Origin of the sequence: Variovorax sp. TBS-050B, from assembly GCF_029893635.1 — a bacterium.
Lineage (GTDB): Bacteria > Pseudomonadota > Gammaproteobacteria > Burkholderiales > Burkholderiaceae_C > Variovorax.
Genome location: NZ_JARXYR010000002.1, coordinates 1550424 through 1565400, shown reverse-complemented (window position 1 = coordinate 1565400; position 14977 = coordinate 1550424). Strand labels below are relative to the sequence as shown.

The 14977-nt window shown below is 69.4% G+C and carries 12 protein-coding genes; 7 read left to right on the top strand and 5 right to left on the bottom strand.

What is annotated here, in order from left to right; all coding sequences use genetic code 11:
- Positions 1-163 precede the first annotated feature (163 nt).
- The gene (locus tag M2165_RS10545) at positions 164-1828 is read right to left on the bottom strand and encodes a S41 family peptidase (protein WP_280814598.1); all 1665 of its coding nucleotides are present in this window, start codon (positions 1826-1828) and stop codon (positions 164-166) included.
- A gap of 112 nt (positions 1829-1940) precedes the next feature.
- Complete coding sequence (locus tag M2165_RS10540) at positions 1941-4265, bottom strand: AAA family ATPase (RefSeq protein WP_280814597.1); 2325 nt, start codon at positions 4263-4265, stop codon at positions 1941-1943.
- Between the two features lie 106 nt (positions 4266-4371).
- On the opposite strand from M2165_RS10540, the gene M2165_RS10535 reads away from it, so the two are divergent.
- From M2165_RS10535 to M2165_RS10525, 3 genes are all read left to right on the top strand, one after another.
- Positions 4372-5580 carry a threonine ammonia-lyase gene (locus tag M2165_RS10535; RefSeq protein WP_280814596.1) on the top strand — a complete coding sequence of 403 codons (1209 nt, stop codon included), beginning with the start codon at positions 4372-4374 and terminating at the stop codon, positions 5578-5580.
- An 88-nt stretch (positions 5581-5668) separates the two neighbouring features.
- A complete protein-coding gene (locus M2165_RS10530) occupies positions 5669-5821 on the top strand; it encodes a hypothetical protein (RefSeq protein WP_280814595.1) in 153 nt (50 codons plus the stop codon).
- A gap of 147 nt (positions 5822-5968) precedes the next feature.
- Positions 5969-7837 carry a phosphoenolpyruvate carboxykinase (GTP) gene (locus M2165_RS10525; protein ID WP_280814594.1) on the top strand — a complete coding sequence of 623 codons (1869 nt, stop codon included), beginning with the start codon at positions 5969-5971 and terminating at the stop codon, positions 7835-7837.
- Between the two features lie 66 nt (positions 7838-7903).
- On the opposite strand, the gene M2165_RS10520 is transcribed toward M2165_RS10525, so the two are convergent.
- Positions 7904-8452 carry a hypothetical protein gene (locus M2165_RS10520; RefSeq protein ID WP_280814593.1) on the bottom strand — a complete coding sequence of 183 codons (549 nt, stop codon included), beginning with the start codon at positions 8450-8452 and terminating at the stop codon, positions 7904-7906.
- 110 nt (positions 8453-8562) lie between these two features.
- Here M2165_RS10520 and M2165_RS10515 point away from each other — a divergent pair, with 110 nt between their 5' ends.
- Positions 8563-9543, top strand: a complete 981-nt coding sequence (locus M2165_RS10515) for a LysR family transcriptional regulator (RefSeq protein WP_280814592.1) — start codon at positions 8563-8565, stop codon at positions 9541-9543.
- 16 nt (positions 9544-9559) lie between these two features.
- On the opposite strand, the gene M2165_RS10510 is transcribed toward M2165_RS10515, so the two are convergent.
- On the bottom strand, positions 9560-9736 hold the full coding sequence (locus tag M2165_RS10510) for a hypothetical protein (RefSeq protein ID WP_280814591.1): 177 nt from the start codon (positions 9734-9736) through the stop codon (positions 9560-9562).
- A 142-nt stretch (positions 9737-9878) separates the two neighbouring features.
- Here M2165_RS10510 and M2165_RS10505 point away from each other — a divergent pair, with 142 nt between their 5' ends.
- Both M2165_RS10505 and M2165_RS10500 read left to right on the top strand, forming a co-directional pair.
- A complete protein-coding gene (locus M2165_RS10505) occupies positions 9879-10688 on the top strand; it encodes a metallophosphoesterase (RefSeq protein WP_280814590.1) in 810 nt (269 codons plus the stop codon).
- An 18-nt stretch (positions 10689-10706) separates the two neighbouring features.
- Positions 10707-11936 (top strand): spore maturation protein, encoded by a 1230-nt coding sequence (locus M2165_RS10500; protein WP_280814589.1) that lies wholly within the window; start codon positions 10707-10709, stop codon positions 11934-11936.
- Here the strand turns inward: M2165_RS10500 and M2165_RS10495 are convergent.
- Positions 11918-13927, bottom strand: a complete 2010-nt coding sequence (locus M2165_RS10495; protein WP_280814588.1) for an alkyl sulfatase dimerization domain-containing protein — start codon at positions 13925-13927, stop codon at positions 11918-11920. The genes M2165_RS10500 and M2165_RS10495 overlap by 19 nt on opposite strands.
- A gap of 107 nt (positions 13928-14034) precedes the next feature.
- Between M2165_RS10495 and M2165_RS10490 the strand changes: the two genes are divergently transcribed.
- Positions 14035-14946 carry a LysR family transcriptional regulator gene (locus M2165_RS10490; protein WP_280814587.1) on the top strand — a complete coding sequence of 304 codons (912 nt, stop codon included), beginning with the start codon at positions 14035-14037 and terminating at the stop codon, positions 14944-14946.
- Positions 14947-14977: the final 31 nt, after the last annotated feature.

Here is a 14977-nt window from a genome sequence, read left to right as displayed (position 1 = left end):
CTCCTTTGCAACGGCCGACGCCGTGATCGAAGAAAAAATGAAACCTCGAAGCCAAACGTTTGCGCAAACGTTTGCGTCTGACTGCGGCCACTCTATCGGCCACGCCGTCGCGCGGCAAGACGGCCAAAAGGTTTCAGGGTTTACGCGGGGACCGCGGGCGGGCTCAGCCCGCCGAGGACGGCGCGCCGGGCGCGTCGATCAGGCGGATCTCCTGCAGCGGCGAACGGTTGCGCAGGTAGGGCTCGGCTTCGGGCGCCTCGGGCTTCGTGAGCCCCGGCAGCAGCTTGGTGGAGCCGGTCGGGCAAGCGCCGCCGTTGCGCATGCTCAGCGCGGCCGCGAGCCGCGCTTCCGATTCGTCGCCGAGCGCATGGCCGAAGTCGTCGGCCACGCTGCAGTCGGGCGTGAAGCCGTCGCCGTAGTCGCCGAAGTTCTTGTGGTTCACGCCCTGGAACTGGATCGCGAAGTAGGTGGTGCCGCAGTTGTCCTGCGGATAGAAGCCGTAGGGCTTGCCGCAGGTCCGGCCGCCGACCAGATTGACGCTCACGTCCGCGCCGCGCAGCCCGTTGATGACCGACTCGCTCGCGGAGCAGGTGTCGGGGCCCACCAGCACCGTGACGCGCGAGAGGCCGAGCCTGGGCAGTGCCGCGCCGCTGCGGCTGGTGTCGTAGAAAGGAATCAGCGTTTGCGCCGGCGTGAACCGGAACGGGTTCTTGTCGTTGAAGGCGAGGCGCTCGAACGCCTTGCCGGTGGTCGCGGCCGGTCCGGAGACCATGTAGGCCAGCCGGCTTGCAATGTTGAGCTGGCCGCCGCCGTTGTAGCGCATGTCGAGCACGAGGTCCTGCACGCCAGCGCTCTTGAACTGGTTGATCGCACTGATGAGCTGCGTCTCGGAGGTCGTGATGTGGGCGTTGAAGAGCAGGTACCCCACGCGCACCCCGCCGCTGTCGATGATGCGCACGTTCTGCACCGGCGTGCGCGTGACCTGCGCCGAGGTGAGTTCGATCGGGCTGCCGCGCAGGCCGTTCACCTCGAAGGTGAAGGTGTGCTTCTCGCCGCTGGCCTGCGGCGAGAGCGCGCGGTTGATGACGTTGACGTTGGCCGTGCCGGTGGCGTTCACCGCGTCGACGCCGTCGACCTCGACCAGCTTCGCGCCGCGCTGCAGGCCGGCCGCCGCCGCCGGGCCCAGCGGCTCGACGAAGGCGATGCGGATGTTGCGCGGCGCCGAACTGCGCACGAAGGCGATCTCCATGCCGTAGCTCGGCGACACGCCGGCCTCCGACAGCTGGCGGTAGCGCTCGGTGTCGTAGACGTAGTGGTAGCGGTCCTTCGCGCGCCCCGAGGGCGTGAGCGCCGGCGTCTTGAGCACGCTGAAATAGGCGACCGGCGTGGCGTAGTCGGCGGCCTTGAGCGTGGTCGGCACCTCGGTGTACCAGAGGTAGGTCTCGTCGATCCAGCCGCGCACCCAGCGCTTCTCGTCGGTCAGCGTGCCGGGCCGGTCCGGATAGGCCGTGCCCGTGGCGGGGTTGATGCCGGCGCGCGGCGCGGCGCACAGGCCCGCCACGCTGGACGAAGGCACGATCGCGTCCGGGTCGGACGTGCCGCCGTCGCCGGGGCCGTTGCCACCATCGCCAGTGCCGGTACCGCCGCCACCCCCGGCGACGGGCGGCGCGACGATGGGAAAGCCCCCGCCGCCTCCACCACCGCCCCCACCGCCGCCGCATCCGCCGAGCGCGACGACGACCGCGGCCAGAAGGAACGCGGCCACCGTCGCCGCGGTGGAACGCGGCGTGCCCCGGGCGCGTGCGGCCCGCATGTTGTGCTCGTTCATCGAACCCCTCCTCGCCACGCCGCACCGGCGGTCGTGATCATCTTGGCTCCCCGTGGGCCGCGTCGCCGCGGTCTGTCGCATGTGTCGTGCTGGTCTCGTCCTGCCGCCGCTGCTACTGCACGAAGCCGATGCCGCGCGATTCGCGCACTTCGGGCTTGATCCGGTGCTCGGCCTCGAGCTGGTCGAGAAACTCCGCGGCAGAGAACGCGACCGCGAGGATGTCGGTCTGCCGCTTCACGGCCGCGAAGTCGCCGGGACACAGCTGGCGCAATTGCGCGAGGCGGGCCTTCATCGGCGCGGTGAGCAGCGCCGCGTCGCCCGCGAGCGCCTCCGTCACGAACATGCGCTCGCGCTGCTCGGCCGTGAGCGGCATGAACTTGATCTTGAAGGTGAAGCGCCGCAGCGCCGCCTGGTCGAGCCGGTCGAGCAGGTTGGTGGTGCAGACGAACACGCCGTTGAAGCGCTCCATGCCCTGCAGCATCTCGTTGACCTCGGTCACTTCGTAGGTGCGCTGCGCGCCGCGCCGGTCCTGCAGGAAGCTGTCGGCCTCGTCGAGCAGCAGCACGGCCTTCTCGGCCTCGGCCTCGCGGAACATGGCGGCCATGTTCTGCTCGGTCTCGCCGACGTACTTGCTCATGAGATCGCTGGCCTGCTTGATGATGAGCGGCCGGCCGATGGCCCTGGCGATGTGCTCGGCGAGCGCGGTCTTGCCGGTGCCCGGCGCGCCGTAGAAGCACAGCGTGCCGTGGCCGCGCGCCTTGAGCGCCGCGACGATGCGCGGCACTTCGAAGCGGGTCTCGACGTTGAGCATGTCGAGGTCGTAGGTGGTGACGCTGCGCCGCTCGCCGTGGCCGGCATCGGGCGTGCCGAGCGCGAGGTCGGCGTTGCGCAGCTGGCGCTCGATCAGCGCCTCCATCGAAGTGCCCTCGGTGCACGCCAGCCCCGCGAAGCGCACCGCGGTGCGGATCTGCGCCGGCGTGAGCCCCTTGCGCTCGGCGAGCTTCGCGGTGAACGCCTCGGACACGACGATGCCTTCGAGCGTCTTCTTGACGAGCTGCTCGCGCGCGCCCGGCGGCGGCGACTTGAGTTCGAGGTGATAGGCGAAGCGGCGCCGGAACGCCGGGTCGATCTGCTCGATGCGGTTGGTGACCCACAGCGTGGGCACCGGATTGGCTTCGAGGATCTGGTTGACCCAGGCCTTGCCGCTCACGCTGCCGCTCGTGGGCGCGGGAATCTGCTCGGCGCGCGCCATGAACTGCGCCGCCTCGGTGCTGATGGGCGGGAACACGTCCTCGACCTCGTCGAACAGCAGCGCCGCCTGCGCACTGCCCTTGAGGAAGACCTGCGCGATCTGCAGCGAGCGGTAACGGTCGCGGCCCGAGAGCGAGTTGCCGTCGCGGTCGGCGTACTCGACCTCGAACAGCTCGAGCCCCGCGGCCTGCGCCACCACCTTGGCGAGCTCGGTCTTGCCGGTGCCGGGCGGGCCGTAGAGCAGCACGTTGACGCCGGGCTCCTTGCGCGCGACCGCGGCGCGCAGCAGCGTGACGAGCATGCGCGTGTCCTCCTCGACGAAGGAGAAGTCGTGCGGCGTGAGCGTGCTCTTGGCCGAGGGCCGCGTGAACACGGCCATGAGTTCGTTGTGGTCGCGGTACTCGCGCATCAGCACCGGCGGCAGCTTCTCGCTGACCTTCATGAGGTCGGCGAGGTCGGTGATGTTGTGCTCGGAGATCAGGTTCTCCACCAGGCCGATGCGTTCGAGCCGCGAGCCCGCGCGCAGCGCCTCGCCCACCTCGCTCGCGTTCACGCCGGCGATGTCGGCGATGGCGGCGTAGGCCTCGGGCGCGTTGTTGACCTTGAACTCCACCAGCAGCGAACGCAGGTCGCGCTGGTAGCGCGCGAGCGTGCCGTACAGCAGCAGCGCGCGCTCGGCCTTGTTGAGCTGCAGGAGGCCCGCGAGCGCATCGATGTTCTTCTCGACCAGCGTCGACTGCTTGCGCAGCGCATGCGTGAGCCAGTCGCGCGTGACGGCGAGCACCGAGAGCAGGTCCTTGGGATGGTCCTTGGCGTATTCGTCGAGGTAGAAGAACAGCGTGCCTTCCTCGTAGGGCCCGCGCCACACGCCGTGCCGCTCGAGCAGCGTGCGGCCGTCGAAGCTCTCGACGCCCTTCCAGGCCTCGTTGCCCGCGCAGCGCCGGCCGAGAAATTCACGCAGCCGCTGCAGCACCGCGGCCGGCCACACCAGATGGCGGCCGGTGAGCGAGAGCAGGCCGTTGATGTCGCGGCGCACGTTGAAGCGCGGCCCCTGCTTGGCGGCCAGCGTGAGCACGAAGTGCGAGCACATGAGCTCCAGCACCGGCGCCCCCTTGAGCCCGGGCGACGGCAATGCCTGCCCGCGTACCGCAGCAGCCACCACATCGACACCCGCACGCTTGACCATCAGCCAACTCCAGACGAGGAAATTCGTGGAGAGACCATAGCGCAGACTTTTGGTTGGGGGAAGATGCCGGAACGGTAAAAACCCTCGTGGTGCGATTACAGCCACAATGGCCGCCATGGTCGGAATCGAAGAAATCCGGCGTGCGGCGGCACGCCTGCAGGGCCAGGTGCTCGACACGCCCTGCGTCGAATCGCGCACGCTCTCGGAGATCGTGGGCGCGCAGGTGTTCCTGAAGTTCGAGAACCTGCAGTTCACGTCGTCCTTCAAGGAGCGCGGCGCCTGCAACAAGCTCGTCGACCTGTCCGAAGGCGGCTGCCGCGGCGTGATCGCGATGTCGGCCGGCAACCATGCCCAGGGCGTGGCCTACCACGCCGAGCGGCTCGGCCTGCGCGCGCTCATCGTGATGCCGCGCTTCACGCCGGGCGTGAAGATCGAGCGCACGCGCGGCTTCGGGGCCGAGGTGGTGCTGCACGGCGACACGCTCGACGCGGCGCGCGCGCATGCGCTCGAACTGGCCGCGCGCGAAGGGCTGAGCTTCGTCCATCCCTACGACGACGAAGCCATCATCGCGGGCCAGGGCACGGTGGCGCTGGAGATGCTCGATGCCGTGCCCGACCTCGATGCGCTGGTGGTCTCGGTCGGCGGCGGCGGGCTGATCGCCGGCATGGCGATCGCGGCGCGCGAGCGCAAGCCCGGCATCGAGATCGTCGGCGTGCAGACCACGCGCTTTCCCGGCATGGTGAACGCCGTCAAGGGCACGCAGCACCTGCAGGGCAAGAGCACCATCGCCGAAGGCATCGCGGTGGGCACGCCGGGCGTTCTCACGCGCGAGATCATCGCGCGCCACGTCGACGACCTGCTGCTGGTGGACGAAGGCGACATCGAGCAGGGCGTGCTGATGCTGCTCGAGATCGAGAAGACCCTGGTCGAAGGCGCCGGCGCGGCCGGCCTGGCGGCGCTGATCCGGCATCCCGAGCGCTTCCGCGGCAAGCGCGTGGGGCTGGTGCTCTCGGGCGGCAACATCGATCCGCTGCTGCTCGCGGCGATCATCGAACGCGGCATGGTGCGGGCCGGCCGGCTGGCGCGCGTGCGCGTGAGCGCGCGCGATGTGCCGGGCTCGCTGGCCCAGATCACGGCCACCGTGGCGGAAGCGGGCGCTAACGTCGACGAGGTGCACCACCAGCGCGCGTTCACCATGCTGGCGGCGCAGAACGTCGACATCGAACTCGTGCTGCAGACCCGCGGGCGGGCCCATCTGGCGAGCGTGCTGGGCGCGCTCCACGAGGCCGGGTTCGAAGCCGAGGAGCAGCATTGAATGGGGGCTGGCAACCCCCTAGACCGGTCCGGGCGGCCCCATCGGTAAAATGCGCCCCAGTTTGTGTATTCGTGATTTGAGGTATTCCATGTCCAACACCACTCCCGTCGAGCCCGGCCACGCCGCGGCCGTTGAAGCAGACGCCGTCGAATCGGTCGTGCATCTGATGCCGCTCGTGCTGCCCCTGGCCGGCGGGGTGCTGATGCTGCTCCTGGCATCCATCGCCGTCTACCTGGCCTGACAGCCAGTCGCGTTCCCGTCCGCGGGCCGGCCGGCCCGCGCTGACGCAGTCTCCCTCAGGCGAAACGTTTTCTCAAACGGACCTCCGCGGCCCCGCCGGCGCGGCGTCCCGTTCGGAAAGACGATTTTTCAACTTAGGAGATTTCCGATGAACGCACCCACGATGCAGGGCCTCGCCATTCAGGCACCCTCATACGTCAAGAACGCGAAGCTGATTGCCTGGGTGGCCGAAATGGCCGCGCTCTGCAAACCCGAGGCCGTCTACTGGTGCGACGGCAGCAAGGAAGAGTATGACCGCCTCTGCCAGAAGCTGGTGGATGCGGGCACCTTCAAGAAGCTCAATCCGGCCAAGCGCCCCGACTCCTTCCTCGCGTTGTCCGACCCGAGCGACGTCGCACGCGTCGAGGACCGCACCTTCATCTGCTCCGAGCAGAAGGAGAACGCCGGCCCCACCAACAACTGGGTGGCCCCGGCCGAGATGCGCGCCACGCTGCAGCCGCTGTTCGACGGCTGCATGAAGGGCCGCACGATGTACGTGGTGCCCTTCAGCATGGGCCCGCTGGGCTCGCCGATCGCCCACATCGGCATCGAGCTGTCGGACAGCCCCTACGTCGCCGTCAACATGCGCATCATGACCCGCATGGGCAAGGCCGTGTACGACGTGCTCGGCGCCGACGGCGAGTTCGTGCCCTGCGTCCACACCGTGGGTGCGCCGCTCGAGCCGGGCCAGAAGGACGTGGCCTGGCCCTGCAACAAGACCAAGTACATCGTGCACTACCCCGAGACGCGCGAGATCTGGAGCTACGGCTCGGGCTACGGCGGCAACGCGCTGCTCGGCAAGAAGTGCTTCGCGCTGCGCATCGCCTCCACCATGGGCCGCGACGAAGGCTGGCTCGCCGAGCACATGCTGATCCTGGGCGTGACCTCGCCCGAGGGCAAGAAGTACCACGTGGCCGCCGCCTTCCCCTCGGCCTGCGGCAAGACCAACTTCTCGATGCTGGTGCCGCCCGCGGGCTTCGAGGGCTGGAAGGTCACGACCATCGGCGACGACATCGCCTGGATCAAGCCCGGCAAGGATGGCCGCATGTACGCGATCAACCCCGAGGCCGGCTACTTCGGCGTGGCCCCCGGCACCAACCTCAAGACCAACCCGAACTGCCTCAAGAGCCTCGACCGCGACGTGATCTTCACCAACGTGGCGCTGACCGACGACGGCGACGTCTGGTGGGAAGGCCTGGAGGACGACGTGCCCGGCAAGAAGCTGCCCGAGCACCTGATCGACTGGCAGGGCAAGGACTGGACGCCCGCGATCGCCAAGGAGACCGGCGCCAAGGCCGCGCATCCGAACTCGCGCTTCACCGTGGCCGCCACCAACAACCCCGCGCTCGACCCGGCCTGGGACGATCCGGCCGGCGTGCCGATCGACGCCTTCATCTTCGGCGGCCGCCGCTCGACCACCGTGCCGCTCGTGACCGAAGGCCGCAACTGGACCGAAGGCGTCTACATGGCCGCCACCATGGGCTCGGAAACCACCGCGGCCATCGTCGGCCAGGTCGGCGTGGTGCGCCGCGATCCGTTCGCGATGCTGGCCTTCATGGGCTACAACATGAGCGACTACTTCCAGCACTGGCTCGACCTCGGCAGGAAGCTCGAAGCCTCGGGCGCGAAGCAGCCGCGCATCTTCACCACCAACTGGTTCCGCAAGGGCCCGGACGGCAAGTTCGTCTGGCCCGGCTACGGCGAGAACATGCGCGTGCTCAAGTGGATGATCGACCGCATCGAAGGCAAGGCCGAGGGCGTCGACCACGTGTTCGGCGTGAGCCCGCGCTACGAGGAACTCAACTGGACCGGCCTGGACTTCAGCGCCGAGCAGTTCAAGAGCGTCACGAGCATCGACAAGGCCGCCTGGGAAGCCGAACTCAAGCTCCATGCCGAGCTGTTCGAGCAGCTCAAGCACCACCTGCCGAAGGAGCTGCCCGAGACCCGCGCCGCCATCGAGCAGCGCCTGGCCGCCTGAGGCGCCGCAGCGCCCATGAAAAAAGCCGCCCCTCGGGGCGGCTTTTTCGTGCGGCCTGGCGGCCGATCAGTAGTAGCGCGAGCTGTTCATGCGGCGCATGGCTTCGTAGATCGTCGGCATGCGGGCTTCGTTCGAGCGCTCGGCCATGCGGGCCAGGGCGTCGACCTTGGCGGCGGCAGCGGCCGGGATCTTGCCCTGCGACTCTTCGCGCCAGGTGGCGGCCTGCAGCTCCTGCATGATGCGCGGGTCGCTCTTGGCGGTGGCGAGGAAGCGGGCATCGGCACGGGCCGCGGCGCGGCGCTGGGCGGCGGCGTTCCAGACGCCGGCCACGCGGGCGAAGACGCTGCGCAGCGAGCTGGCGTAGAGCGCGACGCCGGCGAACACCGCGGCAGAGAGCACCGCCCAGGCCGCGAGCAGCGCGCCTTCGTCCCAATGGGTGACGAGGTTGTCGGCCACCACCGCGGCCGCGGCCAGCACGGCCAGGATCAGCAGGACGATCAGGGGGCGCGCACCGTTGCCGCCCGCACGGGCTGCCTGGATGCGCGCAAGAAGAATCTCGGCGCGCTCGACGCCGGGATGGACAGTGGGTTGGTCGACGTGGACGAAGCTGGTCATGATGAATCCCTCCGTGGGATGAGTGGCGAATGCCGCCGATGGGGAGATATTAGGGTTTGCCCTAGTGTTTTGCCACTTTATCTTTCTGATGTTTATCATTCACAACGCTGATGGACGTCAACTTCCGCACCCTCGACCTCAACCTCCTGCGCGTCTTCGACGAGGTGATGGCGGAGCGCAACCTCACGCGGGCCGCGCGCAACCTGTCGATCACCCAGCCGGCCGTGAGCAACGCGCTGCGCCGGCTGCGCGAAGTGCTGGGCGACGAACTCGTGAGCCGCTCGGGCGCGGGCGTCGAGCCCACGCCGCGCGCGCTGGCGCTCTGGCCCACGGTGCGCGACGCGCTGCGGCAGCTGCAGCACACGCTCGCGCCCGGCGAGTTCGATGCGGCTTCGGCCGACACCACCTTCCTGCTCGCCATGGCCGACGCCACGGCGGCGGAGTTGATCCCCGGCCTGGTGAAGATCGTCGAGAAGGAAGCGCCCGCCATTTCGCTGCGCGTGCTGCCGCTGACCACGCGCGATCCGCGGCGCATGCTGGAGCAGGAAGAGGTCGACATGGCCGTGGGCTACTTCCCGGCCGTGATCGCGAGCCTCGCGGCGCGCGGCCAGTCCGGCGTGGGGGTGGCCTTCGAGACCCAGCGCCTCTACCGCGGCGAATACGTCTGCGTGATGCGGCGCGGCCATCCGCTCGCGCAGAAGCCGCTCACGCTCGACGACTACTGCGCCGCGCGGCACCTGCTGGTGAGCTTTTCGGGGCGTCCCTACGGCTTCATCGACCAGACGCTGGGCGCGCTGGGGCGCGAACGCCACATCGTGGTGACGGTGAACCAGTTCTTCACCGCCGGCCGGGTGGTCGCCAACTCCGACCTTCTGACGGTGCTGCCGCGCCACTTCGTGACCGTGACGGGCATCGAGGACCAGCTGGTGCTGCGCGAGCTGCCCTTCGAGCAGCCGATGGTGCACGTCGATGCGATCTGGCACCGTCGCGCGCAGCACGGGCATGCGCACGAATGGCTGCGCACCGCGCTGTTGCGCTCGGCGGCGGCCGCGTTTTCGGACCCGGCGCTCGGGCGCAAGGCCGCCGGCTGACTGCCGGCGAGGGGCCTCAGCGGACGACGCTGAGCCAGGTGCTGGCGGCGATGCGCAGTTCCTGCGCCTGGCGGGCGTCGAGGCCGGCGCGGCTGTCGGCGCTTTCCATCAGCACGGCGGCATGGCTGGCCGGCAGGCTGTCGGCCGGGGTCGAACGGAAGAAACGGGCCACTTGGGCAAGAAGGCTGAACATGACGGTTGCGCTGCTTTTGGCGGCGCGGAGTGGTTGATGGCTCAAGAATAAGGGTTATCCCTAGTATTTAAACCACCCCTGTCATGCGCTTTGTGCATGGGCTGATTCCTATAGACTGGTTTGCCGCACCGACCCGACGACGATGAAGCTGCAACTGCTCTCCGACCTGCACCTGGAGTCCCACCCACATTTCCATGCGGCGCCGGTGCCCGGCGCCGACATGCTGGTGCTCGCGGGCGACATCGGCTCCTACCAGCAGGGCTCGCGGCTGGCCGACGACGACTTCGGCCTCGGCCGCTTCTCGCCGCGCCGCGGCTGGCCCGTGCCAGTGGTCTACGTGCCCGGCAACCACGAGTACGACAACACCGACTTCGACCAGACCCACGCGCGGCTGCGCGAACTCTGCGCCGAACTCGACATCCGCTGGCTGGAGCGCGAGACCGCGGTGATCGACGGCATCCGCTTCGTCGGCACCACGCTCTGGGCCGACTTCGACGCGCTGGTGGACCCCGGCACCGACGGGCTCGCCGAAGCGCTCAAGAAACGCGGCAAGGCGATGCGCGCGGCCGACTTCTACCTCGAGAAGGCCGCCACGGTGCGCCACGGCCGGCCCTTCATGGCGGCCGAGCTGCGCGCGCAGGCGCTCGAATGCCAGGCCTGGCTCGAACAGGCGCTGGCCGAGCCCTTCGCGGGCACCACCGTCGCGATCACGCATTTCGCGCCCAGCCTCGCGAGCGCCGATCCGCGCTACGGCCTCACGCCGGGCACGGCCGGCTTCTGCAATGCGCTCGACCCGCTGCTCGCCCATGCGCAGCTGTGGCTGCACGGCCATCTGCACTGCCCCTTCGACTACGTGAGGAACGGCTGCCGCGTGGTCGCCAATCCGCTCGGCTACAAGGGCAAGGGCGAGCAGGAAGGCTTCCACCCGCAGCTGCTGATCGAAGTGAACTGACGCAGAAAGAAAAAACGCGTGCTCAACGGCCTGTGGCTGGGTTTCTTCGTCGCCGCGATGCTGGCGGCGCTGGTGCGCTGGCTCGCGGGGGGCGATGCGGCCGTGTTCGCGGCGATCGTCGAGAGCCTCTTCGCGATGGCGCGGCTCGCGGTCGAGGTGATGGTGCTGCTGTTCGGCACGCTCACGCTGTGGCTCGGCTTCCTGCGCATCGCCGAGGCGGCCGGGCTGGTCGGCTGGCTCGCACGCATGCTCGGCCCGCTGTTCCGGCGGCTCATGCCCGGCGTGCCGGCGGGCCATCCGGCGCTGGGCCTCATCACGATGAACTTCGCGGCCAATGCGCTCGGGCTCGACAACGCGGCCACGCCGATCGGCCTGAAGGCGATGCGTGAGCTGCAGCGGCTCAACCCCGATCCGCTCACGGCCACGAACGCGCAGATCCTGTTCCTGGTGCTCAACGCCTCGTCGCTCACGCTGCTGCCCGTAACCATCTTCATGTACCGCGCGCAGCAGGGCGCGGCCGATCCGGCGATGGTGTTCCTGCCGATCCTGCTCGCCACCAGCGCCTCGACGCTCGCGGGCCTGCTCGCGGTGGCCGCGGTGCAGCGCCTGCGGCTGTGGGATCCCGTCGTGCTGGCCTACCTCGTGCCGGGCGCGCTGCTGCTCGGCGGCTTCATGGCGCTGCTGGGCAGCCTGTCGGCGGCGGCCATCGCATCGCTCTCGTCGCTCCTGGGCAATCTCGTGCTCTTCGGCGTGATCGTCGCGTTCCTGCTGGTGGGGGCGCTGCGGCGCATCAAGGTCTACGAATGCTTCATCGAGGGCGCGAAGGACGGCTTCGAGATCGCGAAGAACCTGCTGCCGTACCTGGTCGCGATGCTGTGCGCGGTCGGCGTGCTGCGGGCCTCGGGCGCGCTCGACGTCGCGCTCGGCGGCCTGCGCTGGCTGGTGGACATGGGCGGCTGGGATTCGCGCTTCGTCGATGCGATGCCCACCGCGCTGGTCAAGCCCTTCTCGGGCAGCGCGGCGCGCGCGATGCTGATCGAGACCATGAAGAGCCAGGGCGTCGACAGCTTTCCCGCGCTCGTGGCCGCGACCATCCAGGGCAGCACCGAGACCACCTTCTACGTGCTCGCGGTGTACTTCGGCGCGGTCGGCATCCAGCGCGCACGGCATGCGGTGGCCTGCGCGCTCGCGGCCGAGCTGGCCGGCGTGGTGGCGGCCGTCGCGGTCTGCTACTGGTTCTTCGGCTGAGCGGCGCGCGGCTCGACGATCGGGAACATCGGCTCGAAGGTGTCGAGCATCGCGAGCAGTTCGCCGAGCTTCGCGCGGTCGCCCTCGACGCGCACCTGGCCCGAGCGCACCGCCTCGGGAAAGCTGGTCTGCTTGAGCGTGATCGCATCGAGCGTCGCGCGGCTCAGCGTCACATTGGCATCCGCCGCCTCCGCCTGCCGGCCCGCCACGTGCGTGAGTGCCGAGTTCTCGAGCGTCAGCACGAACTTCTGGCCCGAATCGGTGAAGTGCCAGTTGATCACCATCGTCTTGCCTTCGGCCTTGGCCGCATCGAGCCGCACGCCGAGGAAGTCGAAGAACAGCTCGTTGCTCACCGCCTTCAGCGTGTCGGCATTGAGGCTGCTGCCGCCCGGCACCTTGGGCACGCCGCGCCGCAGCTCCATCGCGCCCACCAGGTAGGCGCTGCGCCAGGTGCCGGCCTCCGCCTGGTAGCCGAGCTGCTCCAGCGCATCGGCGCCGAGCTCGCGCGCCGCGCGGTTCGCGGGGTCGGCATGCACCACCTGGTTCATCGCGCTCGCGACCCAGCGGTATTCGCCTTTCGCGAAGTCCTCGCGCGCGCGGGCGACCACCGCGTCGGCCCCGCCCATGTACTGCATCGTCTTCTTCGCGGCCTCCACCGGCGGCAGCGGATCGAGGTTGGCCGGGTTCGCGTCGTACCAGCCGAGGTACTTCTGGTAGACGCCCTTCGCGTTGTGGCGCAGCGTGCCGTAGTAGCCGCGCGCGGACCATTCCCTGGCCAGGCTCGCGGGCATGCGCAGCGTCTCGGCGATCTCGGCCGCGGTGTAGCCCTGGTTGAGCAGGCGCAGCGACTGGTCGTTGATGAACTTGTACATGTCGCGCTGCTTCTTCAGCAGGCCGACGATGCGCTCGCTGCCGAAGGTGGGCCAGTGGTGCTGCGCGATCAGCACCTCGGCCTCGCCGCCGAAGGCCACGCGCGCCTCGTCGATGTACTTCGACCACAGGTTGCCGTCGCGCACCTCGGCGCCGCGGATCGTGTAGAGGTTGTGCATGTTGTGCGTCACGTCCTCGGCCATGTTGAGCACGCGCTGCTGCGGCAGGTACATGAGCATTTCCGAGGGCGCCTCAGAGCCCGGCACGAGCTTGAAGACGAACTGCACGCCGTCGATCGTGCGCGTCTCGGTGGGCTTCTCGATGCTGGAGGTGGGCGCGATCAGCGTGATGGTGCCGCGCGCGAGCGCCTTGCCGAGCCCCGTGTCGACCTGCCCGCGCGCGCCCGGCGCGAGCAGCGTGCCGAACTGGTACTGCGAGCGCCGGCTCATCGCGTTGCCCGCGAGGATGTTCTCGGCCACCGCGGTTTCCATGAAGCCGGCGGGCGCGATCACCTGCACCCTGCCCGCGGCCACGTCGGCCTCGTCCACCACGCCCTTCACGCCGCCGAAGTGGTCGACGTGCCCGTGCGTGTAGATCACCGTGCCGACCGGCTTGCGCGGGCGGTGCTGGTGGTAGAGCGCCAGCGCCGCGCGCGCGGTCTCGGCGGTGAGCAGCGGATCGATCACGATCAGGCTCGCATCGCCTTCGACGATGGTCATGTTCGCGAGGTCGAAGCCGCGCACCTGATAGACGCGGTCGCTCACCTTGAACAGGCCGTGGATCGCATTGAGCTGCGCCTGCCGCCACAGGCTCGGGTTGACCGTGTCGGCCGGCTGCGCCGCCTGCAGGAAGTCGTACGGCTTCATGCTCCAGGCCGGGCGCGCGCCCGCGCCCGGCACCAGCGCGTCGGGCACCGTGCCGATGAAGCCGCGCATCGCATCCTCGAAGTCCTGGCGGTCGGCGAACGGCAGCGCCTTCGCCATCTCGGCATGGGCCTGCAGCGTGGCCGGTTCCGGCGGCTTGGGGGCCGTCTGCGCGCGGGCGGGCGCGGCCGCGAGGCTGCAGGCCAGCGCGGCGCAGAGGACGGAAGAGCAAAGAGCGAAGCGCGAAGGCGTGGTCATGGTGTCTGCGAGGTCGCGGAGAGAGCAGGAGCGAGCGGCGATTCTCCGAAGCGGGCAAATCCAATGCAAATGCAAAATGTGCGAAGACTTTTTAAGCCGAACGCAAAATGCAGCTGCGCCAGCTCCACCATCTCGTCCTGCTGTCCGAGCACGGCAGCTTCGGCCGCGCCGCAGAGGCGGCGCATCTTTCGCAGCCGGCCTTCTCGCGCAGCATCGATGCGCTCGAAGGCAGCCTGCAGGCGCGCCTGGTCGACCGGACCTACGGCAGCGCGCGCTTCACGCAGGCCGGCGAGTTGGTGCTCGCGCGCGCGCGCGAGCTGCTCGCGGACGCCGGCCAGATCCAGCGCGACGTGCTGCAGCTCGAAGGCCTCGCGATCGGCAGCCTGGCCGTCGGCCTCGGGCCGTTCGCGGCCAGCACGCTCGGGCGCGTGGCCCTGTCGCAGATGGCGCAGCGCCATCCCCAGCTGCGCATGCGCATGGAGGTCGCCGACACCGCCACGCTCTGCGAGCGCCTGCACCGGCGCCAGCTCGACCTGTTCATCGCCGACACCCGCGACCTGAAGAAGCAGCCCGGCCTGAAGCTCGCGCGCCTGCCCGACCTGCCGGTGTCGTTCTTCGTGCAGCCGAAGCATCCGCTGCGGCGGCAGAAGCAGGTGACGCTGGACGAGGCCATGGCCTATCCGCTCGCCGGCCCGAACCTGCCGACCGAAGTGGCGGCGTATTTCGACCGCCAGGCACAGCGCGCCGACCGCGGCGTCTTCAACGTCACCTGCGACGATCCAGGCACGCTGCGCCACCTTGCGCTGACGGCCAACGCGGTGATCCTCGCGCCCCATGCACCGGCGCTGGACACCGACACCCCGCGCCTCGCCGCGCTGCCGATCGCGGGCTTCGCGCGCATGCAGACGCATTACAGCCTGGTCACGCTCGCGGGCCGCACGCCGTCGGCCGCGGCCGCGGCCTATGGCCGGCTCGTGACGGCATTGATGGGCCCGGCCAAGCAGGCCGCGCCACGCTGAGCCAAAATGGTCCTCCGCCCAGCCAACGCCC